General features: G+C 64.3%; 24 protein-coding genes and 1 pseudogene. 15 read left to right on the top strand and 10 right to left on the bottom strand.

Going from position 1 to position 24,906, the window contains the following annotated elements:
* Positions 1–4 precede the first annotated feature (4 nt).
* The 7 genes and pseudogenes from H156_RS0104795 to H156_RS15810 form a co-directional block, all read right to left on the bottom strand.
* Positions 5–442 (bottom strand): hypothetical protein, encoded by a 438-nt coding sequence (locus tag H156_RS0104795; protein WP_017364123.1) that lies wholly within the window; start codon positions 440–442, stop codon positions 5–7.
* Positions 439–1,116, bottom strand: coding sequence for a recombinase family protein (locus H156_RS17485; protein WP_017364122.1), 678 nt, complete (start codon positions 1,114–1,116; stop codon positions 439–441). The genes H156_RS0104795 and H156_RS17485 overlap by 4 nt, the downstream gene beginning before the upstream one ends.
* Positions 1,117–1,125: 9 nt before the next feature.
* Positions 1,126–1,254: a recombinase family protein gene (locus H156_RS17480; protein WP_248617047.1), complete on the bottom strand. Its 129-nt coding sequence runs from the start codon at positions 1,252–1,254 to the stop codon at positions 1,126–1,128.
* Positions 1,227–1,793, bottom strand: coding sequence for a recombinase family protein (locus H156_RS17475; RefSeq protein WP_248617045.1), 567 nt, complete (start codon positions 1,791–1,793; stop codon positions 1,227–1,229). Before H156_RS17475 ends, H156_RS17480 begins: the two co-directional genes overlap by 28 nt.
* Complete coding sequence (locus H156_RS17470; RefSeq protein WP_248617043.1) at positions 1,790–1,897, bottom strand: DUF2924 domain-containing protein; 108 nt, start codon at positions 1,895–1,897, stop codon at positions 1,790–1,792. The genes H156_RS17475 and H156_RS17470 overlap by 4 nt, the downstream gene beginning before the upstream one ends.
* Positions 1,898–1,957 (bottom strand): annotated as a pseudogene (locus H156_RS17765) (hypothetical protein); the annotation flags it as partial. It abuts the gene before it with no gap.
* The gene (locus H156_RS15810) at positions 1,929–2,288 is read right to left on the bottom strand and encodes a DUF2924 domain-containing protein (protein ID WP_211221989.1); all 360 of its coding nucleotides are present in this window, start codon (positions 2,286–2,288) and stop codon (positions 1,929–1,931) included. The pseudogene H156_RS17765 and the gene H156_RS15810, both read right to left, overlap by 29 nt.
* 35 nt (positions 2,289–2,323) lie before the next feature.
* On the opposite strand from H156_RS15810, the gene H156_RS17310 reads away from it, so the two are divergent.
* From H156_RS17310 to dsr1, 9 genes are all read left to right on the top strand, one after another.
* The gene (locus H156_RS17310; protein ID WP_154656664.1) at positions 2,324–2,485 is read left to right on the top strand and encodes a hypothetical protein; all 162 of its coding nucleotides are present in this window, start codon (positions 2,324–2,326) and stop codon (positions 2,483–2,485) included.
* Between the two features lie 229 nt (positions 2,486–2,714).
* Entirely contained in the window at positions 2,715–3,767 is a 1,053-nt protein-coding gene (locus tag H156_RS0104775; RefSeq protein WP_017364631.1) for a helix-turn-helix domain-containing protein, read from the top strand.
* A gap of 6 nt (positions 3,768–3,773) precedes the next feature.
* A complete protein-coding gene (locus tag H156_RS0104770) occupies positions 3,774–4,283 on the top strand; it encodes a PIN domain-containing protein (protein WP_017364632.1) in 510 nt (169 codons plus the stop codon).
* A 56-nt stretch (positions 4,284–4,339) separates the two neighbouring features.
* Complete coding sequence (locus H156_RS0104765) at positions 4,340–4,588, top strand: hypothetical protein (RefSeq protein WP_017364633.1); 249 nt, start codon at positions 4,340–4,342, stop codon at positions 4,586–4,588.
* Positions 4,589–4,846: 258 nt separating this feature from the next.
* A complete protein-coding gene (hsdR, locus tag H156_RS0104760) occupies positions 4,847–7,246 on the top strand; it encodes an EcoAI/FtnUII family type I restriction enzme subunit R (RefSeq protein ID WP_017364634.1) in 2,400 nt (799 codons plus the stop codon).
* A 27-nt stretch (positions 7,247–7,273) separates the two neighbouring features.
* The gene (locus H156_RS0104755) at positions 7,274–9,121 is read left to right on the top strand and encodes a class I SAM-dependent DNA methyltransferase (protein WP_017364635.1); all 1,848 of its coding nucleotides are present in this window, start codon (positions 7,274–7,276) and stop codon (positions 9,119–9,121) included.
* On the top strand, positions 9,118–10,311 hold the full coding sequence (locus H156_RS0104750; protein WP_017364636.1) for a PDDEXK nuclease domain-containing protein: 1,194 nt from the start codon (positions 9,118–9,120) through the stop codon (positions 10,309–10,311). Before H156_RS0104755 ends, H156_RS0104750 begins: the two co-directional genes overlap by 4 nt.
* Positions 10,308–11,453 (top strand): restriction endonuclease subunit S, encoded by a 1,146-nt coding sequence (locus H156_RS0104745; protein WP_017364637.1) that lies wholly within the window; start codon positions 10,308–10,310, stop codon positions 11,451–11,453. The genes H156_RS0104750 and H156_RS0104745 overlap by 4 nt, the downstream gene beginning before the upstream one ends.
* Positions 11,453–15,250 carry an anti-phage defense-associated sirtuin Dsr1 gene (dsr1, locus tag H156_RS0104740; RefSeq protein ID WP_026045853.1) on the top strand — a complete coding sequence of 1,266 codons (3,798 nt, stop codon included), beginning with the start codon at positions 11,453–11,455 and terminating at the stop codon, positions 15,248–15,250. The genes H156_RS0104745 and dsr1 overlap by 1 nt, the downstream gene beginning before the upstream one ends.
* A gap of 525 nt (positions 15,251–15,775) precedes the next feature.
* Here the strand turns inward: dsr1 and ssb are convergent.
* The 3 genes from ssb to H156_RS0104725 all read right to left on the bottom strand — a co-directional run bounded on the left by ssb (position 15,776) and on the right by H156_RS0104725 (position 18,760).
* Positions 15,776–16,294: a single-stranded DNA-binding protein gene (gene ssb / locus H156_RS0104735; protein WP_010961902.1), complete on the bottom strand. Its 519-nt coding sequence runs from the start codon at positions 16,292–16,294 to the stop codon at positions 15,776–15,778.
* A gap of 34 nt (positions 16,295–16,328) precedes the next feature.
* On the bottom strand, positions 16,329–17,693 hold the full coding sequence (locus tag H156_RS0104730; RefSeq protein WP_050998151.1) for an MFS transporter: 1,365 nt from the start codon (positions 17,691–17,693) through the stop codon (positions 16,329–16,331).
* Between the two features lie 119 nt (positions 17,694–17,812).
* Entirely contained in the window at positions 17,813–18,760 is a 948-nt protein-coding gene (locus tag H156_RS0104725; protein ID WP_017364640.1) for a bestrophin family protein, read from the bottom strand.
* A gap of 400 nt (positions 18,761–19,160) precedes the next feature.
* Here H156_RS0104725 and uvrA point away from each other — a divergent pair, with 400 nt between their 5' ends.
* From uvrA to H156_RS0104695, 6 genes are all read left to right on the top strand, one after another.
* Complete coding sequence (uvrA, locus tag H156_RS0104720; RefSeq protein WP_017364641.1) at positions 19,161–21,989, top strand: excinuclease ABC subunit UvrA; 2,829 nt, start codon at positions 19,161–19,163, stop codon at positions 21,987–21,989.
* A 131-nt stretch (positions 21,990–22,120) separates the two neighbouring features.
* Complete coding sequence (locus tag H156_RS17760) at positions 22,121–22,354, top strand: REP-associated tyrosine transposase (protein ID WP_420795062.1); 234 nt, start codon at positions 22,121–22,123, stop codon at positions 22,352–22,354.
* A gap of 531 nt (positions 22,355–22,885) precedes the next feature.
* Positions 22,886–23,179: an AtpZ/AtpI family protein gene (locus H156_RS0104710; RefSeq protein WP_010961909.1), complete on the top strand. Its 294-nt coding sequence runs from the start codon at positions 22,886–22,888 to the stop codon at positions 23,177–23,179.
* Between the two features lie 6 nt (positions 23,180–23,185).
* Complete coding sequence (locus H156_RS0104705; RefSeq protein WP_010961910.1) at positions 23,186–23,872, top strand: F0F1 ATP synthase subunit A; 687 nt, start codon at positions 23,186–23,188, stop codon at positions 23,870–23,872.
* Positions 23,869–24,135, top strand: a complete 267-nt coding sequence (gene atpE, locus H156_RS0104700) for an ATP synthase F0 subunit C (RefSeq protein WP_010961911.1) — start codon at positions 23,869–23,871, stop codon at positions 24,133–24,135. The genes H156_RS0104705 and atpE overlap by 4 nt, the downstream gene beginning before the upstream one ends.
* A 2-nt stretch (positions 24,136–24,137) precedes the next feature.
* On the top strand, positions 24,138–24,899 hold the full coding sequence (locus tag H156_RS0104695) for a F0F1 ATP synthase subunit delta (RefSeq protein WP_010961912.1): 762 nt from the start codon (positions 24,138–24,140) through the stop codon (positions 24,897–24,899).
* Positions 24,900–24,906 lie beyond the last annotated feature (7 nt).

Genomic DNA, 24,906 nt, shown 5'->3' with positions numbered 1-24,906 from the left:
CAATTCAGTCGCGAACTGTAAGTCGAGATCGCTGCTCATCCCACAGCGCTGGCGGATCAACCGCCAGATCAAACAGCGTGATGTGATTCGGCAATGCGTCGTCCAGGATGGCCGCCACGATATCGGGCGCCAGCGTCGTCAGGTTGACCATGCGGCTGACGTAGCTGTTGTCGATTCCTTCCCGCGTGGCGATCTCCTTCAAGGACTTCGCTTCCCCCGATTCCAGCATGGCCAGCCAGCAGTGCCCCCTGGCCAGCGCCAGTTGAATGGAGGTCGGCGCCACGTCCCACGGTCTGACCGGGGCGGTTTCGCCATTCGGCAAGGCGACCAGTTTGCGACCACTGCGGCGTTTGATCTGGATCGGCAGGGACAGGGTCAGTCGGCCATCACTTGCCTCGACGATTTCCGGCTCGCCGGTCTTCTGGATGCGGATGTCGCTCATACCAGCGCCTCCGCTTGTTGCTCGACGGGCTCGGGACGCAGCTCCAGCACCAGCCGTTCGATGCCGTTGGCGCGCAGTCGCACTTCGAGGTCGTTGGGCGACACGATCACCTTCTCCACCAGCAGTTTCACGATCCGGGTCTGCTCCGCCGGGAACAGTTGATCCCAAATCGCGTCGAGTCGGGTCATGGCCACGGTGATCTTGGCTTCGTCCAAGGTCGGGTCGAGCTTGATCGCTTGCGGCAGCATGTCGCCGAGCAGATTCGGCGCACGCAGGATCGCGCGCAGTTGGTCAAGCACCGCCGATTCGAGTTCCGCGGCCGGCAATCGCGACAACCCCGAGGCGCCCGCGTGTTCCTTGGCGTCGCGCTGGGGTACGTAGTAACGGTAGCGCCGGCCATTCTTCTTGGTGGTGTGCCACGGGGACAGTGCACGGCCGTCATTGCCGAACACGATGCCCCTGAGCAGATAGGGAACCTTGGCCCGCGTCGTGTTGCCCCGCACCCGGCCATTCGTCTCCAGGATCGCGTGGACGCTGTCCCACAGTTCGCGGCTGATGATGGGCGGATGCTCGCCTGCATACCACTGATCGCGATGGCGGATCTCGCCCAGGTAGACCCGGTTGTTGAGCAGCTTGTAGACGAGGCTCTTGTCTATGGGCTTGCCCTCGCGCACCCGCCCGTCCTAGGTAGTCCAGGCCTTGGAGGTCACGCCGTCGAGGCGCAGCTCCTTCACGAGCAGGGTCGAGGACCCGAGTTCGACGAAGCGCTGAAAGATGTGCCGGATCAGCTTGGCCTCGCGCTCGTTGGGCACCAATCGCCGGTTCTCGACGTCGTAGCCGAGCGGCGGCAGCCGCCCATCCACATGCCCTTGCGCTTGCTGGCGGCGATCTTGTCGCGGATGCGCTCGCCAGTGACCTCGCGCTCGAACTGGGCGAAAGACAGCAGGATGTTCAGCATCAGCCTGCCCATGGAGGTCGTCGTGTTGAACTGCTGGGTGACCGACACGAATGACACACCGTAGCGCTCGAACACTTCGACCATCTTGGAGAAGTCCGCGAGGCTACGTGTCAGGCGGTCGATCTTGTAGATGACGACCACGTCGATTTTGCCGGCTTCAATGTCCGCCATCATTCGCTGGAGCGCCGGTCGTTCCATGTTGCCGCCGGAATAGGCGGGATCATCGTAATCGTCGGCGACCGGTATCCAGCCTTCGGCGCGCTGGCTGGCGATGTAGGCGTGACCGGCGTCGCGCTGGGCGTCGATGGAGTTGTACTCCTGGTCGAGCCCCTCGTCGGTGGACTTCCGAGTGTAGACGGCGCAGCGCAGGCGGCGCTTCAGGGCTTCGCTCATCGCCGACCTCCCTGCTTCTTCGGATTCTTCTGCTTGGCCGGCGCCTTCAGGCCGAAGAAGAGCGGCCCGGACCAGCGGGTGCCGGTGATCTCGCGGGCGATCATGGACAGGCTCGGGTAGCGCCTGCCCTCGAACTCATACTGCCCGTCCTGGGCGACCGCCACCCGGTGCTCGACCCCCCTGGTACTCGCGGGTGAGCACGGTGCCGGGCATCAGCCGGATGTCGCGATCGAGCTTGCGCGCCTTGCCGGTCTCCACCAGGGCCTTGATGCGCCGCTTGTTGCGCTCCAGCAGGTTGGGATCGACCTTGCGGAACTCGATCTCCTGCAGCTTGTAGGCGATCCGCCGCTCCATGAACTGGCGGTTGGGTGTCGGGTTCTCGCTGCCGAAGAGTTCTCGCCAAAGCGCCCTCATTTCCTCTATCGAGAGATCCGGGAGCCCGGCGATCCGGGCGGCGACGCTCGGCGGGGTGGGTGGGACGGTGCTTGCCTTCATGGAGCCTCCTCCAAAGTGTTGTTGACGGGGTGGCTATGAAGGCGCTGGTGGCCGGAGAAGCCAAGCTCAAACTCGCTCTCCGCGGGGCCGCCTGCGGACTGAGCGAACACGGCCTCGCGCAGTCGGACCAGGCCGTGCGCCAGCAAGGATGCGACTTCGCGCCGGCGCTGCTCCGGCGTCATCCGCTCGGGTGGTAGGTGGTTGATCGTGCACATCGGGATCGGTCCTGAAACGTCCAACTCGCTCGATGACGAGATTGTCCGGACAGGCCGTGACCTCGGCCATCAGGGAGTTTCGGGCCAGTGCGGACCGATGGGGGCTGCTGCCAAGGAGGACGCGGGATCGGGTCGCGGCAAGCCACTAGAATCGCTGTTGTTTACAAAATAAATACCCATCCGTAAACTGTAAACAAAAGAGGATGCCCCCATGTTCGGCGAAAGATTGAAACTGGCCCGCAAGCGCTCCGGCCTGTCCCTGCGGGGACTGGCGGAAGCGATCGACCACGCAGTCAGCGCCCAGGCAATCGGCCGCTACGAACGCGGCGAGATGCTGCCCGGTTCGGCGACCGCCCTGAAGCTCGCCAAGGCCCTCGGCGTCCCGCTGAGCTACCTGTTCAGCCCCTCGGAGATCCGCCTCGAGGGGGTGGAGTTTCGCAAGACCGCTGCGACCCGGGCCCAGGAGCGCGCCATGGTGGAAGCCGCCGTCCTGGACAGCCTCGACCGCTACCTGCTCGTCGAGGACTTGCTGGAGATCGGCAGCCACGTGTGGGACAAGCCCGAAGGGGCTCCCTTCAAGGTCGCCACGTTCGACGACGCGGAAAACGCGGCCGAACGGGTCCGCAAGGCATGGAACCTGGGGGGCGACGCGATCCCGAACATGACCGAGCTGCTCGAAGAGCACGGCATCAAGGTGCTCAAGCTCGACTTCCCCCTCTCGGTCGACGGCCTGACTTGCCGGGTGGCGCGACCGGACCAGGAGAAGGTACCGGTCATCGTGGGCTCGGTGGCGAAATCGGTGGAACGCCGCCGCTTCACCCTGGCCCACGAGCTCGGCCATATGGTCATGGCCATCGACGGTGACCTGGACGAGGAGAAAGCGTGCCAGCGCTTCGCCAGCGCCCTGCTGATGCCGCGAAAGGACTTGCTGTTCGAGGTCGGCCAGCGCCGCCACGCCTTCGGCTACGCCGAGATCATCGAGATCAAGCGCATGTACGGCGTCAGCGCCGCCGCCTTGATCGTCCGGCTGCGCGACCTCGGTGTCATCACCGAGGGCACCTTGCAGACCGTTTTTCGCGGCGTCGGCCGGACCTGGCGCAAGGCCGAGCCCGAGCCGCTCCCGGAGAACGAGGAACCCCGGCGCTTCCAGCGCCTGGTGCTCCGCGCCCTAGCAGAGGACGTCATCTCGCTTCCCAAAGCCGCAGAGCTGCTGCGCAAGAGCACGGGCGAGGTGAGTCGGATCATGTCGGGGCCCGCGGAGTGACCTATCGTGCGGGTATTGGTGAGCGATGCCTCCGTTCTGATCGAGCTGGCTAAATGGTCCCTCCTGGAGGCGCTCTTCAAGCTGCCGTTTGAGTTCGCGGTACCCGACGCCCTGTACGAGGACGAGCTCATCGATCTCGGTGAGGTCGACCGCGAGCAGCTCAAGGGCTTGGGCCTGCGGGTCGAGCCCCTGGATGCGGAAGGCATGGCTCGGGCCGTCTCCTACCAGACGGCCCGGCCAAAGCTCACCCTCCACGACTGCCTTGCCGTCACCCTGGCCGTGACGAACGACTGGCCCTTGCTGACGGGCGACAAGCGCATGCGCGCGCTCGCCATTGATGAGCACCTCGAAGCGCACGGCGTCTTGTGGGTCATCGACCGGTTTGCCGAGCACCGCATCGTGCGCAAGCCCACGCTCGCCAAGGCGCTGCGCGGCATGCTGGACGACCCGCGGACACGGCTGCCGCATGCCGAGATCAACAAGCGACTCGCCCTGCTCACCACGAAGCAAGGTTGAGCTACAGGCGTTGACGCGGGAAAGGAATTCTTCGTCACATGGGAGAACAAGAACGAATGAACGATGCTGAAAACCTGGCCAAGCTGCTCGGGCACCTGAAGCCCGAGCGGTTCCACGCCTTCATGGCGGAGGAGTTCGGGCTCGTCATGCCGGAGCTCGAAAAGAAGAAGACCAAGACGGAACATCGCCAAGTCATGGAGTCTGTGCTGGCCGCCTTACCCGTACTGGAGCGGCAGAGGATCGAGGAGGTCGCCGAGAAGATCATCCTGTTGACTGACGGTGCGGGTCAGGATGTCGTCGCATAAAAGACAAAGGCCGCTGATTCGCTACGCGGGTTCAGCGGCCGAGACCTCGATAGGTTCAAAGCCGATAGGCAGTGAACTCAGCGCAAGAGTCTATCCCAAGCGGCATTTTTGTCAAGCCTGCTTTGGCTTGACTCAAAGCCGGGCCTATCTGCCCGCCTGGCGCCAAACCGCCGCACCAAACACCGCTCCCGAACATGCCCTAGCGAGGATGACTCACGAACAGAATAGGTGGCCTCGATGACTGGGACGACCCAAATCATGACCGAAGCCGACACCTGCCGCGAGTTCGTCACGCCCCGCCTCGTCGAGGCAGGATGGGGCACGGCTCCGCACGCCATCGGCGAGCAGCACAGCTTCACCCATGGCCGCATCATCGTCGCGGGCGGCAAGGTGCGGCGCGGCAAGCAAAAGCGCGCCGACTACCTGCTCTATTACCGTCGAGACTTTCCTCTTGCCGTGGTGGAGGCCAAGGAGATCGGTCTGCCCGCCGAGACCGGCGTGCAGCAGGCCAAAGAGTACGCCGAGATGCTCGGTCTCAAGTTCGCCTATGCCACCAACGGCCACCGCATCATCGAGGTCGACTACACCACCGGCACCGAGCGCGAGGTCGACCGTTATGCCACGCCCGATGAGTTGTTTGCCCGCCTGACCGCCGCGGCGCATCTCCCCCAGGAAGTTGCGTCACACCTGCTGGAACCGTTCAACCTGGTGTCTGGCAAAGTGCCACGCTACTACCAGCAAATCGCCATCCATCGGGTGATCGAAGCCATCCTGCGCGGCCAGAAGCGCATCCTCGCCACCCTGGCCACCGGCACCGGCAAGACCTGCGTGGCGTTTCAGGTGTGCTGGAAGCTGTGGAATAGCCGCTGGAACCGCGAAGGCGCTTACCGCCGGCCCAAGATCCTGTTCCTGGCCGACCGCAACATCCTGGTCGATGACCCTATGGCCAAGATGTTCGCGCCCTTTGGCGATGCCCGGCACAAGATCGCAGGCGGCGACGCGAGCCAGAGCCGGGACATGTACTTCGGCATCTATCAGGCGCTCTCCACCGCCAGCACCGATGTCTTCCGGCAGTACCGCCCTGACTTCTTCGACTTGATCATCATCGACGAATGCCACCGCGGCTCCAGCCGCATTGATTCCGCCTGGCGCGCCGTGCTCGACTACTTTGCGCCCGCCGTGCAGTTCGGCATGACCGCCACGCCCTTGCGCGAAGAGTCGCGCGACAGCTACGCATACTTCGGCAATCCGGTCTACACCTACAGCTTGCGCCAAGGCATCGAGGACGGCTTCCTCGCACCCTACCGCGTGCATCGGGTCATCACCACCGTCGACGCGGCCGGCTGGCGGCCGAGCAAGGACGAGCTGGACCGCTACGGCCGCGAGGTGCCGGACGACGAGTACCAGACCAAGGACTTCGAGCGCGTGGTAGCGCTGCGCGCCCGTACCCGAGCCATCGCGCGGCACCTGACGGATTTTCTCAAAGGCACCGACCGCTTCGCCAAGACGCTGGTGTTTTGCGTCGATCAGGAACACGCCGCCGAGATGCGCCAGGAGTTAATCAACCTCAACAGCGATCTCGTCAAGCAGTACCCCGACTACGTCTGTCGCGTCACCGCCGATGAAGGCGCCCTGGGGCTTACCCATCTGGCGCACTTTCAGGACGTGGACAAACCCACGCCCGTCATCCTCACCACCTCGCAGCTCCTGACCACCGGCGTCGATGCCGAGATGGTGAAGAACGTGGTGCTGGCCCGTGTCGTGGGCTCGCGCGCCGAGTTCAAGCAGATCGTCGGGCGCGGCACGCGGCTGAAGGTCGACTATGGCAAGGAGTACTTCAACATCATCGACTTCACCGGCACGGCCACCCGCCACTTTGCCGACCCGGACTTCGATGGCGAGCCTGCGCTCATCGAGGAAGTGATGGTCGACGAGTCGGGCGAGCAGGTCAGCGTCACCGAGACCGCTCCCCCAGCATCACCGGATGCGCCGCCCGAAGCCCCGCCTCTCGACTACGAGGTGCCCGAAGAACAGATTGGTCCGGGCGCAGGCGGCGTGCTCATCAACGAACCGCCGCGCGAGCCGCGCAAGTACTACATCGATGGCGGCGAAGTCGAAGTCATCGGCCACCTGGTGTACGACCTGGACCCGGAGGGCAAGAAACTGCAAGTGGTGAAGTACAGCGAGTACGCCGGCCGCGCGGTGCGCACCCTGTATCCGACCCGCGCAGCCCTGCAATCGGCCTGGGGACACCCGGACACCCGCAGCGAAGTACTGCGCGAGCTCACCGAGCGCGGCATCAGTTTCGAGGCGCTGGCCGCGGCGAGCGACCAGCCCGAAGCCGACCCCTTCGACCTCTTGTGCCATTTGGCCTGGAACGCGCCACTGCTCACGCGCCGCCAGCGCGCCGAGCGGGCGAAAAAGGCGGCGCAAGACCTGTTCGGCCAGTACGGCGACACCGCACGAGAAATCCTCACGCTGCTGCTCGAGCGCTACGTCGAGCGCGGCATCCTGCAATTTCATGCGCTATCCGAGCTGATGAAGGTTCAGCCCTTCGACCGCTACGGCAGCCCGGCCGAAATCGCCACCCGCTACTTCGGCAGCGTGCGCGGCATGAAAGAGGCCGTCGCCCGGCTGCAAAGCGCGCTCTATCAATAACCCCAAGACGCACAAAACCCCGAACCGATGCCCCATTCCAAACACCCCGCGGCCACCGCCGAAGCCCCTGTCCCAAACAAGCCCCGCGCCGCGCGCAAGGCCAAAGCGCCGCTCACCACCCGTGAAAATCTTTCCGCGCTAATTGGCAGCGCGCGCAAGATTCTGCGCAAGGACAAAGGGCTCAACGGCGACGTGGACCGCCTGCCGCTGCTCACCTGGGTGATGTTCCTCAAGTTCCTCGACGATCTCGAAATCGTCCACGAGCAGGAGGCCGAGCTCGACGGCCAGCCTTACCAGCCCATCATCGAGCCGCCGTACCGCTGGCGCGACTGGGCCCGCGAGGACGGCCTCACCGGCGACGAACTGCTGGCCTTCATCAACCAGGACGAAGCCCACCGCCCCGACGGTCGCCGCGGCCCCGGCCTTTTTGCCTACCTGCGCGCACTGGCCGGCAGCGGCGAGAAAGGCAGCCAGCGCGAAGTCATCGCCAACGTGTTCAAGGGCGTGCAGAACCGCATGGTCAGCGGCTACCTGCTGCGCGACATCGTGAACAAGATCAACGGCATCCACTTCAGCAGCAGCGAGGAGATCCACACCCTCTCGCACCTGTACGAGTCGATGCTGCGCGAAATGCGCGACGCCGCGGGCGATGCCGGCGAGTTCTACACCCCGCGCCCGGTGGTGCGCTTCATGGTGCAGGTCACCGATCCGCGTCTCTCCGAAACCGTGCTCGACCCGGCCTGTGGCACCGGCGGCTTTCTGGTCGAGGCCTATGACCACCTCGCGCCGCAAGTCAGCACGCCGGAGCAGCGCCGCACCTTGCAACGCGAGACGCTCTACGGCCAGGAAGCCAAGCCGCTGCCCTACATGCTGGCGCAGATGAACCTGCTGCTGCACGGGCTGGAAGCGCCGCAGATCGCCTACGGCAACACGCTCGAGCGCCGGATCAACGAGATCGGCCATGGCGAGCGGGTGGACGTCATCCTCACCAACCCGCCGTTTGGTGGCGAGGAAGAGGCCGGCATCAAGGCCAACTTCCCGCCCAACATGCAAACGGCGGAAACCGCCTTGCTGTTCCTGCAGTACATCATGCGCAAGCTGCGCGTGGCCGGCGCGCCCATCCCCGGCGGAAAGAGCGCCGAGCGCGGCGGCCGCGCCGCCGCGGTGGTGCCCAACGGCACGCTGTTTGGCGATGGCGTGTGCGCCGTCATCAAGGAGGAACTGCTCAAAGAGTTCAAGCTCCACACCATCGTCCGCCTGCCTCAAGGCGTGTTCGCGCCTTACACCGACATCCCCGCCAACCTGCTGTTCTTCGAGCGCGGCGGCCCGACCGACACCATCTGGTACTACGAACTACCCTTGCCCGAAGGGCGCAAGAAGTACAGCAAGACCGCGCCCCTGCAGTTCGAGGAATTCGCCCCGGTGCTGGCCTGGTGGAACAACCGGGAAGAAGGCCCGCAGGCCTGGAAGGTGGATTTCGCGGCCAAACGCGCTGCCGCCATCGAAGCCGCCACGCCGCACTGGCAGCGAGCCGAAGCCGAGCGCAACGCGGCACTTGCGCTCAGCAAACCCATCCGCGAGCTGGAGCAGGCCGTGCAGAACGCCGCCAACGGCGACAAAGCCGCCTTGCAGGATAAGCTGCGTGCCTTGAAAGCCGAGCAACAGGCGCACGAGCAGGCCGCCAAGGCGGCCCAGGCCGAGGGCGATGCCCTCTACTGGCCCATCTACAACCTGGACCTGAAAAACCCCCATGCCAAGGCCGGGCTGGAGCACGCCGACCCGAAGGAACTGATCGCCTCGATGCGCTGCCACGAAGCCGAAGTGATGCGGCTGCTTGCCGAGATCGAAGCCTTGGTGACCGAGGTGCAGGCATGACCGACCGTACCCCGCCAGCCATTTCGGACCTAGCCGACTACGCCGCCGTTCATGCCGACATCGTCGCGCTGCTGGAAGCCGCACGCCGCGCCGCCGCACGCAGCGTCAATGCGGTGATGACGGCGACTTACTGGGCGATTGGACGGCGCATCGTCGAAGGCGAACAAGGCGGGCAGGCGCGGGCGGCCTATGGCGAAGCCTTGATCAAACGGCTTGGCGCTGATTTGAGTCGCCAGTTCGGGCGCGGCTTTGGTTGGCGCAATCTAGCCCAGATGCGTGCCTTCTATCTTGCCTGGCCTGCCGACCCGATTTCGCAGAGATCATCTGCAAAATCACCCGCTCTCCAGATTTTGCAGAGGCCGTCTGCAAAATCTCCTGCCGAGGCAATTCGCCCGATGGCGTCTGGCGAATCTCTCGACCTATCCGCCCTGGCCCAGGACTTCCCCTTGCCCTGGTCGGCCTACGTGCGCCTGCTCTCGGTCAAGAACCCGCAGGCCCGCGCCTTTTACGAAACCGAGGCGCTGCGCGGCGGCTGGACCATTGCCCAACTCAACCGCCAGATCAGCAGCCAGTTCTACGAGCGCACCGCCCTGTCCACCAACAAGGCCGCCATGCTGGAAAAGGGCGAGGTGGCCGAACCCGGCGATGAGATCACCCCCGAGCAGGCCATCAAAGACCCCTTCGTACTGGAGTTCCTCGGCCTCAAGGACGAGTATTCCGAATCCGACCTCGAAGACGCGCTGCTCCAGCACCTCGCCGACTTCCTGCTGGAACTGGGCGACGACTTCGCCTTCGTCGGCCGCCAGCGCCGGCTGCGCATCGATGACAGCTGGTTTCGCGTCGATCTCTTGTTCTTCCACCGCCGCTTGAAGTGCCTGCTGGTCATCGACCTCAAGGTCGGCAAGTTCGGCTATGCCGACGCCGGCCAGATGCACCTCTACCTCAACTATGCCCGCGCGCACTGGATGAAGCCGGGCGAGAACCCGCCCGTGGGCCTGATCCTGTGCGCCGAGAAGGGCGCGGCCGAAGCCCACTACGCGCTGGAAGGCCTATCCAACACCGTGCTCGCCGCCGAATACCAGACCGTGCTGCCGGATGAAAAGCTGCTGGCCGAGGAGCTCGACAAGACACGGCGGGAGCTGGAAGCGCGACGGATCGCGCGTGGCAGGGATGGGGAGGGCGGGAAATGAAGGCATGGCCTGTTGTTCCTCTGGCGGAGGTTTTGCGCCACCGCAAGGAATTCATCACGATTAATGACACGCAGCAGTACAAACGCTGCCGTGTTCAGTTGCACGCCAAGGGTATCTTGCTGCGAGACATCGTATCTGGCGCTGACATCAAGACCAAAAAGCAGCAGGTTTGCCGGGCTGGCGAGTTTTTGGTCGCTGAGATCGACGCAAAAATGGGTGGCTTCGGGCTTGTACCCGCAGAACTCCACGGCGCGGTAGTCAGCAGCCACTACTTTCTGTTCGAGCTCGACGAGTCGTGCCTCGATGCACGCTATCTCGATCACTATTGCCGTACCGAACGGTTCAGAACGCAGGTTGAGGCACAAGGGTCAACAAACTACGCTGCGATTCGGCCTGCTGACGTGTTGGGATACACAATCCCGCTCCCGCCGCTGGCCGAACAACAAGCCCTCGTCGCCCGCCTCGACGCGCTGGCCGAGAAAACCCGGCAGGTGGAGGCGCATCTGGAGGCCGCCGAGCGCGATGCCGAGCGCTTGCTCAGAGCATACATCTTTCACCCTCCGGGTGAGCAGCCGGCGAAGCGACCGATGTCAGAATTGGTCTCACAACGTCAGCCAGATGTGATAGTGGATCGAACGGCTCAATACCGTTTTGCTGGCGTGTATTCGTTCGGGCGTGGCGTATTCCCAAGCGTCGTCAAGACAGGTAGTGAGTTTGCCTACGAACGGCTGTCGACTGTCCGGGCTGGTGACTTCACATATCCCAAGTTGATGGCTTGGGAAGGTGCCTTGGGTGTCGTGCCGCCGGAGTGCGACGGAATGGTGGTCTCTCCAGAATTCCCGGTGTTTTCCATCAACACTGACGAAGTTCTGCCTGAGCTGCTGGATATCTACTTCCGCACGCCTGAGGTCTGGCCTGAGCTGGCCGAACTTAGCGGCGGCACCAACGTCCGCCGTCGCCGCCTACAACCTTCGGCATTTCTGACCTACGAAATACCTGTTCCGTCGATGGCAACGCAACTGAAGTTGCGCGAGGTATTCAGACGCACACAAGCCCTCAAGGCCAAGCACGCCGCCATTCGCCAGGCCAACGCCGCTCTTCTGCCTGCGACGCTAGAGCGGCTCTTCGCCGGGAGTGCGTAGTGCAGTTCGTCACCCACGGCCCTGACATTCCCGATGCGCTGTTGCAGGCGCACGAGGACGGCCGCGTGGTGTTCTTCTGCGGTGCCGGCATCTCCTACCCGGCCGGTCTCCCAGGCTTTGAAGGTTTGGTCCGAGGGGTGATGCAGCGAAATGGAGAGCCTCCGGACGCTACTGAAGATGACCTGCTGAGGCATGAGCAGTTCGACCGCGCGCTTGGTCTTTACGAGCACCGGTTGCAAGGAGGGCGGTCAGCTGTGCGACGCTGGCTGCCAGATGTACTGACGCCTGATCTGACCCGACCGCGAGCCCTTACAACTCACGTCGCCCTGCTGGCGCTTGCCCGGAACAGGCGGGGCGGGATCAAGCTGGTAACGACCAACTTCGATCGCCTGTTCGAAGTCGCTGCAGATCGGCAGCGACTGCCATCGTTCACGGTTTATCCCGACCCGCCCGCACGCGCTCGGTGGGAGGGGCTCGTCCATCTGCACGGCCGAATGCCTGCAGACCCGTCGCGTGATGACCTCGATCGCCTCGTGCTGTCAGATGGCGATTTCGGCCAAGCGTACTTGACTCACGGCTGGGCTGCCCGATTCGTTGCAGGGCTGTTTCGCGACTACGCGCTGTGCTTCGTCGGCTACAGCATCAGCGATCCGGTACTTCGCTACATGACCGCGGCCCAGGCTCTCGATGGCGAAGCTCAGCTGTACGCCTTTGCGCCAGTTGACGCCTCAAACGCCGAGTCCGCTGAGCGTGCGTGGAGAACGAAGCACGTAACCCCCATTACTTACAGCACTGCTCACGGCCACAGGGCGCTTCACAGGACGCTCCAAGTCTGGGCCTCCATTTATCGGGATGGGGTGCGCGGTAAGGAACGCATCGTCGCCCGATATGTGCATCGCGCACCCAACGGAGCTAAGCCGGGAGACAACTTCGTCAGCCGGATGCTGTGGGCCTTGTCGGACCCGTCCGGCCTGCCGGCCCGACGGTTTGCAGAGTTCAACCCGGTACCGTCGCTGGACTGGCTGCTGGATGCATTCGCCGCAGACCGCTACGGGCCCAGCGACCTGGCCCGATTCGGTGTGCCGCCGCGTGACAACGCCGTCCCCGATCTGCGGTTCAGCCTGATCCATCGCCCGGCGCCATACCCGCTGGCCCCGCCAATGCACTTGGTTGCCGATGGAATCGCAGCCACGCAGTGGGACGATGTGATGTTCCAGCTTGCGCGCTGGCTGGTTCGACACCTGAATGACCCGCGGCTGGTTTTGTGGATCGCAGAACGGGGCGGGCAACTGCACCGCCAATGGAGCCGGCAGATCGAACAGCGGTTGGACGAACTCGCCCGGCTGGAACGCGACGGCAAGACGTCCGAGCTGGAGGACATTCGCGCCCACGCCCCCAACGCCGTCCCCGGGCCGCTGATGCGGACGCTGTGGCGTCTGTTGCTCGGCGGGCGAGTGAAGTCGCCGGGGCGCGAACCCGACTTCTACCAGTGGCAGAGCCGGCTGCAGCGCGAAGGCTTGACGGCGACCCTGCGGCTGGAGCTGCGCGAACTGCTGTCGCCCAAGGTGCGCCTGCTCAAGCTGTTCTACTGGGACGAGGAGCCCGCGAGCGCCGACGAGCTCTCGCACCTGCGGCAACTGGTGTATTGGGAGCCGGTGCTGACCGCCGATCATGCGTACCCGGCCTTGCGCCACATGGCTGACGCACAGTGGCAAGCGGCCTTGCCGGCGTTGCTGGAGGACATGCAGCTACTGCTGCGCGATGCGCTGGATCTCCTGCGCGAACTGGGTGAGGCCGACGAGCACGGCGACCGCTCCCATCGCGATCTGCCCTCGATCAGCCCGCACTGGCAGAACCGGGGAGTCCACAAGTGGGTAGCGTTGATCGAGTTGCTGCGGGATGCGTGGTTGGCGGTGCGCAGTGCCGATGGGGCCCGCGCGGCGCGGATAGCGGCGGCGTGGTTCGAACTTCCGTACCCGACGTTCAAGCGCCTTGCCCTGTTCGCTGCGACTCAGGACGGATGCATTGCTCCCGAGCAATGGGTGGAGTGGTTGCTGGCAGATGGTGCCTGGTGGCTGTGGGCCGTCGATACGCAGAGGGAGGTGTTGCGGCTGCTGGTGCTGCAGGGGCACCGCTTGACGCCGGAATCACAGGAACGGCTGGAGTCGGCCATCCTGGCGGGACCGCCGCGTGAGATGTACCGCGACGATCTCGAACCCGATCAGTGGCAGGAGCTGGTGGCGCATTCGGTCTGGCTTCGTTTGGCCAAGCTGAATGCATCCGGCCTGGCCCTCGGGGCGGCCGGCGCGGCGCGCTTGGCAGAGCTGTCGCGCCTGCATCCGCAATGGCAGTTGGCCGCCAACGAGCGCGACGAGTTCTCGCATTGGGCGAGCTGCACCGGCGATCCGGATTACGAGGAGCGGTGCCAAGTCGACATCGCCCCCCGCAAGCGTCGCGACCTCGTGCAATGGCTCGTCAAACCCCAGACCAAACTGCACCCGCTTTATGAGGACACGTGGCGCGACGTCTGTCGAGCGCGCTTCTTTCACAGCCTGTTCGCGTTGTGTGATTTGGCACAGGATGGCGTGTGGCCCGCTGGCCGGTGGCACGAGGCCCTGCAGACCTGGGCCGAAGAAGGCTTGGTATTGCGCTCCTGGCGATACGCCGCACCGCTGGTACAGACCATGCCCGACACGGTACTCCAGAAGATTGCCCACGGCGTTACATGGTGGATGGAGGCTGCATCCAAGCCCATCAACCGCCACGAGGGCATCCTGGTGGAGTTGTGCCGCCGTATGCTGGCGCTGCCACTGGAAGTTCGTTCAGGTACTCGCATCATCCGAAACGGAGTTGAAACCTATGACCCCGTTGGATCTGCGATTAGCCACCCCATCGGGCATGTCACGCAGGCACTGATCAATCTGTGGTTCAAACGGAACCCGAACGACAACGATCTGCTTCCAGCTGACATCCAGCCCATGTTCACCGCACTGTGCGACGTGCAGGTCGAGCGATTCCGCCACGGTCGGGTACTTCTGGGATCGCGACTGATTGCGTTCTTCCGTGTGGACCGCCCTTGGACCGAACGGCACCTGGTGCCGTTGTTCAGCTGGAGTAATCCCGTCGAAGCAAAAGCCGTGTGGGGAGGCTTCCTCTGGTCGCCGCGTTTGTACCAGCCGCTGTTGTCAGCCTTCAAGTCGCAGTTCCTGGATAGTGCGAACCACTATGCCGACCTTGGCGAATACCGCCAGCGGTTCGCGGCCTTCCTGACATATGCAGCGTTGGGGCCGGTCGACGGCTACACGGCGGAGGAGTGGCGCACCGCGATCGCGGCGCTTCCGCTGGAGGGCTTGCAGGAGTCGGCACAGGCGCTGGTGCAGGCGCTCGAAGGGGCCGCAGATCAGCGAGAGGAATACTGGAAGAACCGCATCCAGCCGTTCTGGCAGAACGTTTGGCCGAAATCGCGCGATCTCGCCACGCCCAAGATATCCGAATCTCTCGCGCGACTCTGCATCGCGGCCGGCTCCGAGTTCCCTGCTGCGCTGAGCGCGGTCCTGAACTGGCTGCAACCCATCGAGCACCCGTACTACGTCATCCTTCCCCTGCGCGAGTCAGGGCTGTGTGGCCGATTCCCGGTCCACGCCTTGCGACTGCTGGCGGCGATCGTCACGGATCAGCCTTGGGGCGCGCCCGAAGTGGGAAAATGCCTGGATCTCATCGTGCAGGCGGATGCTGGCCTTGCCCAAGATCCTAACTACCAGAGCCTGCGCGAGTACGCCAGAAGGCGGGGAGGATGAGGACCAGTCCCGATGCCGGGCGCCACGACGCGTCTCGTCTCACGCCCGAGGAGCCGGCCGTCCATGACGACCTCAGGTTCGATCGACACCAGCCACGGCTGTGACTGGAACAGGAGCGTGTGGGCTTTTGCTGGCTGTGCGATCGACCGGCGCGTTTTCCCGCGGGAGCCCCAGTGGCCCCGCCCCCTCGCTCGTAAGCTCGGGAGCCGCTTTTCCGCTGGGTAAACCACCCGCCACCCATCACCCAAGGCCAACCCTTGTCGGTTGGCCTTGGCCGAGGCGCTGTCGCGATGTCCGGTTTGCCCGAGGATCCCAGCGCCCGCCTGCGACGGACGCGCCTGATCCTCGTAGCCGCCGGGCCACTCTCCTTCATCCTCTACCTGTACGACATCGTCGCTTCCTGCATGGCCCGACGCATCACTTGGCGGGGTATCGTTTGCGAGAGGGTATATCCATCGGGATCAAGGCAATCGGACCGTCGAGTCCGGCAGGGCGCCCCTTCCGGTCCGATCGAGACCGGCCGTTTCAAAACGGCACGTCGTCGTCGAACCCTTCGTCGAACTGGCTGCTTCCGGCACCGCTCCCGCCGGTACTGCCACCGCCATGACCGCCACCCGAACTGCGCGGCCGGGAGCCGCCCCCCGCAGGCGGCGCATCCCAGTCGGGTTCGCCCACGCCCATGCCGCCGCCCATCCCTCCCCCGGCACGGTCGAGCATCTGCATCTCATTACCGATGATTTCCGTGGCGTAGCGGTCCTGGCCGGTGTTCTTGTCCTGCCATTTGCGGGTCCGGAGGCTGCCTTCGATATAGACCTTGCTGCCTTTCTTGAGATATTCGCCGGCGATTTCCGCCAGCCGGCGGTACAACACCACGCTGTGCCATTCGGTACGCTCCTGGGTCTGACCGGTCTGCTGATCTTTCCAGGACTCGCTAGTGGCAATGCGCAGATTGGCGACCGCGCCGCCGTTCGGCATGTAACGCACTTCCGGATCTGCGCCCAGATTGCCGATGAGTATGACTTTGTTGACGCCTCGACTGGCCATGCTTGATTCTCCGTTGGATACCTTGTGCGGGCGGCTAGGCGCCCGCCGTTTCGTTGAGCAGTGCTTCGAGTCGGCTCCGGTCCAGCCGCTCGCGTTCGACCTTGAGATAGGCCACCCCCTCGTCGGGAACGACCACGGCGTCGGCAATGCCGGGAACGCCACGCAGCCGGGCTGAAAGATCGGCCGCCGCAGAGGCGCTGATTTCGCCGAGATTGACCATGAGGCTGCTCAGATGCCGCGGCTTCTGCATGCCGAAGGCCACCGCCAGCCACAGCAGGGCGATGCCGGCGCAGAACAGGAACACGGCCGGAATGCCATGATGCCCCTGAATCCAGCCCGCGCCGGCACCACCCACGAAGGCTCCGAGAAACTGGGTGGTGGAATAAATCCCCATGGCCGTTCCCTTAAGATCGGCCGGCGCCACTTTGGAAACCATCGAAGGCAAGGTGGCTTCCAGCAGGTTGAAGGCGGTGAAGAACAGGTAAAGCAGCAGGCCGATACCCAGCGTCGTCGGAGTGAAACCGGCGAGGATCACATCAACGGCGGCGGTCAGCAGGATGAAAGAGAGGAACACCGGTTTCATCTGCCGCTTCTTCTCGGCCACGATCACGAAGGGCACCATGCTGACCATCGACAGCACGAACACCGGCAAATAGATTTTCCAGTGCTCCGGCGTATCCATATGCAGTTCGTCGCGCAGGACCAGCGGCAGGACCACGAAGGTCGCGGTCAGAATGGCGTGCAAGGCGAAGATGCCGAAATCCAGACGCACCAGTTCGGGATTGGTCAGCACGCTGGAAAAACGCGCGGGCTGAGCCTCGGTGTCGCGGTGAAAACGGACCCGCCGCGGTGTCGGAACGACGGAATAAAGGACGGCGATGCCGAGCAGAGCCAAGCCGGCCACGCTCCAGAAGATGCCCCTGACGCCGATCCATCCGGACAGCACCGGCCCCGCCACCATCGAAAATGCGAACGAAATCCCGATGCTGACACCGATCAGCGCCATCGCCTTGGTGCGGTGCTCCTCCTGGGTGAGGTCGGCGGCCAGCGCCATGATGACCCCGGCGACGGCGCCCGCCCCCTGCAGGGCGCGGCCCGCAACAATACCGTAGATCGAATCGGCCACCGCCGCCATGACGCTGCCGCCCGCGAACATCAGGAGACCGATGACGATGAGCGGTTTACGCCCGAAGCGGTCCGACCAAATGCCGAAGGGAATCTGGAACACCGCCTGGGTCAGGCCATAAGCGCTGATGGCCAAACCGATCAGGACCGGTGTCGCACCGGGCAGGTCTCGCGCATAAATCGAGAACACCGGCAGGATCATGAACAAACCCAGCATGCGGAACATGTAGATCGCCGCAAGCGAAGTGGCGGCCCGGATTTCGGTGCGGGTCATCGGGCTGTCGATATCGATGGTGTGGCGCACGAGTTGCGTCTCCTTGAGGGGCGCTTCCAAACTTCCAATGGTACCAGCTTCACCGTCCCCTGGGCGTCCCTGCCGGCGGACTTCGGCACCTACATCAGAACTCCTTTCACCGCATCGAGCGGTGCCGGGACCTCGGCTTCGCCGAGCTGCTGCCGGAGGTCGATCTCGATGGTGCGGCACAAGGCCGACATGGGAGTGTCGTTGACATGATTCTCGAACGGATCGCGCAGTTCCGAGCCCAGCCGCTCGATGGTGACGAACACGAAAGCCAGCAGCGTCTCCATGATGATGGCCACTGCGTCGAAGCGCTGGTCGGTCTGGATCAGACTGAAAGGGATCAGGCTGGCGACCAGCCAGACGAAGGCATGCGTGTGAAACCGGAAACGATCGGGGAAGGCGGTGCGTTTGATGCGCTCGCAGCCGCCCTGGACGTCATAGAACAGATTGAGAGAGTCGTCAATCTGCAGCAGGATTTGCTGCTCGGCCCAGTCGCTGCCGACGATTTCGGCGAGCCTTTGAGCCTGGCGTTGGATCAACTGTGTCGGCACATTGCGCGCATGCTGCAGGCGTTCGATTTCATCGTCACCGAGCCAGTCCTTCAAGATCCGCCAGCCTTCCTCACCCACGCTGCCGCCCGAGCGCAAGCCGATGCGCAAAGCATTGGCGTAGGCGATCTGCCGGTGTATCAACTCCCGGTGCAGCGCCGTCGCCTGCGCTTCGTCGGCGAGTGCCGCGATACGCTTGGGCGTCAGCAGGGTCGTCACTTGGCGGCCGAACGACCGGCTCACGTTGACCAGTTGTCCCCACAGCCGCCGCGCCTCCCACCAGCGCTCGTAACACTGATTGATCTGGAATCCGAGGAAGATCGACATGCCGGTGATCAAAACACTCACCGGCAACATGGGGAGCGCCGTGTGTTCCAGGTGGGTGTACTCGTAGATGAACTCCGCCAGGAGCGACAACGCCAGGAAATAGAGCAGAGCGGGCCAGTCGCTGCGCAAAGCCCGCCACAGGGTGGTGCCGCTTCGAATGATCATGACGGTCTCCTGGCTCGGGAAAGGCACCGGTGAGAGGGTCGATCCAGACTGACCGCCCCCAAAAACAGGCTTCCGTCTGCCCGCAACGGCAGCCCCTTGTCCCTCCGCCGGCAGCCGGCCCGCTGGACTGCCGCCCTTGAACCGGGCGTCAGCGCCTGGGCATCGATGCCCAAGAACTCAGGAGTGGATTCGTTCCCAACGGCATGGCGGGGATGCGGATTCAGTTCGCCCATGACCTTCCTCCGGGGAGGCGCGCAGCGCCGGATCGGATGTCGCGATGGTACACCAAGTTCCGGACGTCTGTCTGGCGGCCCCGGCCGGCTCCGGGGAGCCATTGCGCCGCTTTGCCAAAGCGTCACCAAAACCCTTATATTCAGGCGTTTGACCACGCGGCGAGCGCATGGACCTCATCAGCATCCGGGGCGCCAGAACCCACAATCTCAAGAACATCGACCTCGATCTTCCCCGCGACAAGCTGATCGTGATCACGGGGCTGTCGGGCTCGGGCAAGTCCTCGCTGGCCTTCGATACGATCTACGCGGAAGGCCAGCGGCGCTACGTGGAATCGCTGTCGGCCTATGCCCGCCAGTTCTTGTCGATGATGGAAAAGCCGGACGTCGACCACATCGAGGGGCTGTCGCCGGCGATCTCCATCGAGCAGAAATCGACCTCGCACAATCCGCGCTCCACCGTCGGCACCATCACCGAGATTTACGACTACCTGCGCCTGTTGTTCGCGCGCGCCGGGATTCCACGCTGCCCGGAACACGGGGTCTCGCTGGAGGCACAGACCATCAGCCAGATGGTGGACCACATCCTGGCCCAGCCGGAAGGATCACGCTGGATGCTGCTGGCGCCGGTGGTGAGCGAACGTAAAGGCGAGCACGTGCAGGTGCTGGAAGATCTGCGCGGGCGCGGCTTCATCCGGGCGCGGATCGACGGCTCGGTGTACGAACTGGACGAACCGCCCAAGCTCGATCTGCGCAAGAAGCACAGCATCGAGGTGATCGTGGACCGCTTCAAGGTGCGCGCCGATCTGGCGCAGCGCATGGCCGAGTCGTTCGAGACCGCGCTCAAACTGGCCGATGGCATCGCCATCGCGGCTTCCATGGACGACGAATCCCGGGAAATCGTCTATTCGGACAAATACGCCTGCCCGCACTGTGGCTATTCGCTGAGCGAACTCGAACCACGGATCTTCTCGTTCAACAACCCGCGCGGTGCCTGCCCCGAGTGCGACGGCCTGGGCGTCAAGCAGTATTTCGATCCCGCCCTGATCGTCCACAATCCGGAACTGAGCCTGGCCGGCGGCGCGGTGCGTGGCTGGGACCGCCGTAACGCCTATTACTACGGCATGATCCAGTCGCTGGCCGAGCACTACGGCTTCGATCCGGAGGAGCCGTTTTCCGGTCTGCCCCCGCATGTGCGGGAGGTGATCCTCCACGGCAGCGGCAGCGAGGTGATTCCGTTCAAGGTGCTGTCGCCGAAGGGAACCGTCCTGGTGCAGCGCTACACCTTCGAAGGCGTGATCCCGGTGATGGAGCGGCGCTACCGCGAGACCGATTCCACCCTGGTGCGCGAAGAGCTGGCCAAGTACCTGTCGAGCAAGCCCTGTCCCGCCTGTGAAGGCACCCGTCTCAATCGGGGCGCCCGCCACGTCTTCATCGGCGACACCAACTTGCCGGACCTGACCCATTTGCCGGTCCGGCGCGTGCTGGAGTTCTTCGACGGGCTCGAGATGGGCGGCCGGCGCGGCGAGGTGGCGGCCAAGATCGTCAAGGAGATCCGCGCCCGGCTCCAGTTCCTCATCAATGTCGGTCTGGACTACCTCAGCCTGGACCGCAGCGCCGATACGCTCTCCGGCGGCGAAGCCCAGCGCATCCGCCTGGCCAGTCAGGTCGGCGCCGGCCTGGTCGGTGTCATGTACGTGCTGGACGAGCCATCCATCGGCCTGCACCAGCGCGACAACCAAAGGCTGCTGGACACGCTGATCCGGCTGCGCGACATCGGCAACACCGTGATCGTGGTCGAACACGACGAGGACGCGATCCGCCTGGCCGACCACGTGGTCGACATCGGTCCCGGCGCCGGCGTGCACGGCGGCCAGGTCATCGCCCAGGGCACGCCGGAAGACGTGATGGCCACGCCGGAATCGCTCACCGGCCAGTATCTCTCCGGCCAACGCCGGATCGCCTTGCCGGCTCGGCGCAACCCGCCCGATCCCGAACGCCGGCTGACGGTGCGCGGCGCCAGCGCCAACAACCTCAAATCGCTCGACGTGTCGATCCCGGTCGGACTGCTGGTCTGCGTCACCGGCGTGTCGGGCTCGGGCAAGTCCACCCTGGTCAATGACACCCTCTATCCCGCCGCCGCCCGCGAACTCAACGGCGCCTCGCTGACGCCCGCAGCCTGTTCCGGGATAGAAGGACTGGAACACTTCGACAAAGTGGTGGACATCGATCAGAGCCCGATCGGCCGCACGCCCCGCTCCAATCCGGCCACCTACACCGGCTTGTTCACCCCCATCCGCGAGCTGTTCGCGGCGACCCCGGAGGCGCGCGCGCGCGGCTACATCCCTGGCCGTTTCAGCTTCAACGTCAAGGGCGGGCGCTGCGAAGCCTGCGCGGGCGATGGCGTCATCAAGGTGGAAATGCACTTCCTGCCCGACGTGTTCGTGCACTGTGACGTCTGCAAGGGCCAGCGCTACAACCGCGAAACCCTGGACATCCGCTTCAAGGGCAAGACCATCCACGAAGTGCTGGAGATGACCGTGGAAGAGGCGGCCGGCTTCTTCTCCGCCATCCCGGCGGTGGCGCGCAAGCTCCAGATGCTGATGGAAGTCGGTCTCTCCTACGTCACCCTCGGCCAGAACGCCGTCACCCTCTCCGGCGGCGAAGCCCAGCGCGTCAAGCTGGCCCGCGAGCTGTCCCGGCGCGACACCGGCAAGACCCTCTACATCCTCGACGAACCCACCACCGGCCTGCATTTCCACGACATCCAGCAGCTCCTCAACGTCCTGCACGAACTGCGCGACCGCGGCAACACCGTCATCGTCATCGAGCACAACCTGGACGTCATCAAGACCGCCGACTGGATCATCGACCTCGGCCCCGAAGGCGGCGAAGGCGGCGGACGCCTGGTGGCGGAAGGCACGCCGGAACAGGTCGCGGCGAATCCGGATTCGCATACCGGGAGGTTTTTGGCGCCGTTGTTGGAGCGGGGGCGCTGAGGAGGCGTCACGCGATACGGTATCTTACGGCTCGTATAGATCCAATCAGCGCGGCGTGACCGGACGAATGGCTGGCATCAGGCGATAACGCTTAAGCGCTACGGCAACGACCCATTGGACCGCGGGACCGGTTGTCACGCGAGGCGGTGAGGCGGGTGCGTTCGCGTCACCCGTTTCGAATCGAGGCCTGGTTGGTACTGCCGGATCACCTGCATTGCGTGGGGAACCTGCCACCCGATGACGGCGATTTCAGCAGGCGATGGCGATTGATCAAGAGCGGCCTCTCGCGTGCATTGCCCAAGACCGAACGCCGGTCGGATAGCCGCAAAGCCGCCGGGGAGCGCGGAATCTGGCAGCGTCATTAGTGGGAGCATTTGATCCGAGACGATGCCGACTATCAACGGCATGGGGATGATGTGCACGTGAATCCGCTGAAACATGGCGACGTCCTGCGTATACGGGATCGGTCCTATTCCACCTTTCCCCGGTACGTCGCGATGGGAACTTATCCGGCAGACCGGTGCGGCGACATATCGGACCTACGCGCACTGACGGCGGCGCAGGCCGGGGCATGGCCAAGAACGCCGCCCGGGCGTTTACCCGCATGGGGTCGCCCCATCTCTACCTGAAGCGCTACGCATCGATGGGCTGACGGGCGAGGTGCGTCCGGCATCCGCCACGAGGGCGTATCCGGACGGGAATCGCCAATGTAAACAAGGGGTTGCGTTACCCTTTTCACCCATTTTCAAGACCTGATTGTCGCCGGGATGTGTTTTTGCCGGCCGAATCGGGTTCGTTCAGAGGTTCCCCAACGCTTCTTTCATGGCTCTTGGCAATCGGCGAAGGTATCATGGCGTCATGCCAGCTCGTAAAGCCTTCGCAATAGGCGACGCATTGTGAAGCCATCCCCCGCCAATTCAAGAACCCGCCTGAGCGCCACGGTCGACCTCCAGGCCCAGCGCCTGCGCCGGGCCGAGCGCGAGCGCCGCGGGGTGCTGGCGCAGACGGCCTATCTCGGCACGCTGGGGCTGGTGTTCATGTTGCCGCTGGTGGCGGGGGCCTATCTGGGACGATGGCTGGACCAGCACAGCGCGGGCTACTCGATCCGCTGGACCCTGAGCCTGTTGTTCCTCGGCCTGGTCGTCGGCGCCTGGAACGCCTGGCAGCTGATCAAACGGCATGATGATTGAACGGCGATGGAACAAATCGATTTTTTCGCCCGAGTCCTCGGCCACCTCGGCCCGGTGACGGTCAGTGACAGCCTCCTCACTTCCGTGCTGGTCGCGGGCTTGCTCTCGGCGGCTTCGGCGGTCCTGACCCGACGCCGAACGGCGCTGCCGGACCGCGTCCAGGTAGTACTGGAGGGCATCGTGTCGGCTTGCGAAAACGCGGTCCGCGACGTGATCCCGACCGCCTACCGCGAGGTGACGCCGTTCATCATGAGCCTGTGGCTGTTCCTGGCAACGGCCAATCTGATCAGCCTCGTCCCCGGCTTCGACTCGCCGACGCGCGATCTGTCGGTGACTTCCGCGCTGGCAGTGCTGGTGTTCTTCTCCGTGCACTGGTTCGGCATCCGCCAACAGGGCTTGTCCGCCTACCTGAAGCACTACTTGACGCCCAACCCCGTCCTGCTGCCCTTCCATCTGATCGGCGAGATCACCCGCACGCTGGCGCTGGCGATCCGGCTGTTCGGCAACATGATGAGCATGGAGCTGATCGGGCTGCTGCTCCTGATCATCGGCGGGCTGTTCGTGCCGGTGCCGGTCCTGCTCCTGCACGTCGTCGAGGGCTTGGTGCAGGCGTATATTTTCGGCATTCTGGCACTGGTCTACATCGCCGGCGGCATACAGTCCGGCCCGCAACAGGAGAACCATTCCCCATGAACGACATGTCCGGGTTCGTCAGTCTCTCCACCGTGGCCGCGGTGGCCGGCATCGCCGTAGCGGTGATGATGCCTGCGCTCGCCATGGGCCGCGCCATTGCCACGGCCTTGGAGGCCCTCGCGCGCCAGCCGGAGGCGGAAAAGTCCATCATGCGCACGCTGTTCATCGGACTGGCGATGATCGAGTCGCTGGCCATCTATGCACTGGTCATCGTACTGATCGTGCTGTTCCGCAATCCGCTGATCGAATACCTCGGCCGCTGACCGTGGATCTGAACCCTTCCACCTTCGTTCTGGAAATCGTCAACTTTCTGGTCCTGGTGTGGCTGCTCAAGCGTTTTCTGTACCAGCCGGTGAGCGCGGCCATCGAGGAACGGCGCCGGCAGATCGCCCGGACGGTGGCCGAGGCGCGCGATACCCAGACGGCGGCGGAGACCTTGCGGATGCAGTACGAGTCGCGACTGGCCGACTGGGAAAGCGAAAAACGGCAGGCGCGCGAAGCTTTCAAACAGGAGATCGAAGCGGAACGCCAGCGCGCCCTGGACGAGCTGGAAAAGGCGCTGGATGCCGAACGGGAAAAAGCCCGGGTACTGATCGAGCGCCAGCGCCGCGACATGGAATCGGACCTCGAGCGCCAGGCCCTGCGTCTGAGCCGGCAGTTCGCCAGCCGTTTCCTTGAGCGGCTGGCCGGGCCGGAGATGGAAGCCGCCCTGCTCCGGATGTTCGGCGAGGACCTCGCCGCCATGAGTCCGGAACAATGGCAGGCGCTGACCCGCGCGCTGGAGGAACAGGAGCATCCCGAGGCCGAAATCGCCAGCGCATTTCCCTTGAAGCCGGAATCCTGCGCCGAGCTGACGGAGATGATCGAAGCCCGCACCGGCCGGGCCGTCGCCTGGCGTTTCCGCGAGGACCCGGCCCTCATTTGCGGCATCCGGCTGCGGGCGGGCCATCGGGTGCTCGCAGCCAACGTCGGGGAGGAACTGAAGTTTTTCGCGGACGGTGCGGAGAACTCCCTCGGCGGCGGGTGACCCCCGG

It is taken from the genome of Methylococcus capsulatus str. Texas = ATCC 19069 (assembly GCF_000424685.1).
Lineage (GTDB): Bacteria > Pseudomonadota > Gammaproteobacteria > Methylococcales > Methylococcaceae > Methylococcus > Methylococcus capsulatus.
The sequence above is the reverse complement of the archived record's forward strand: the minus strand, read 5'-3'. Positions and strand labels throughout refer to the sequence as shown.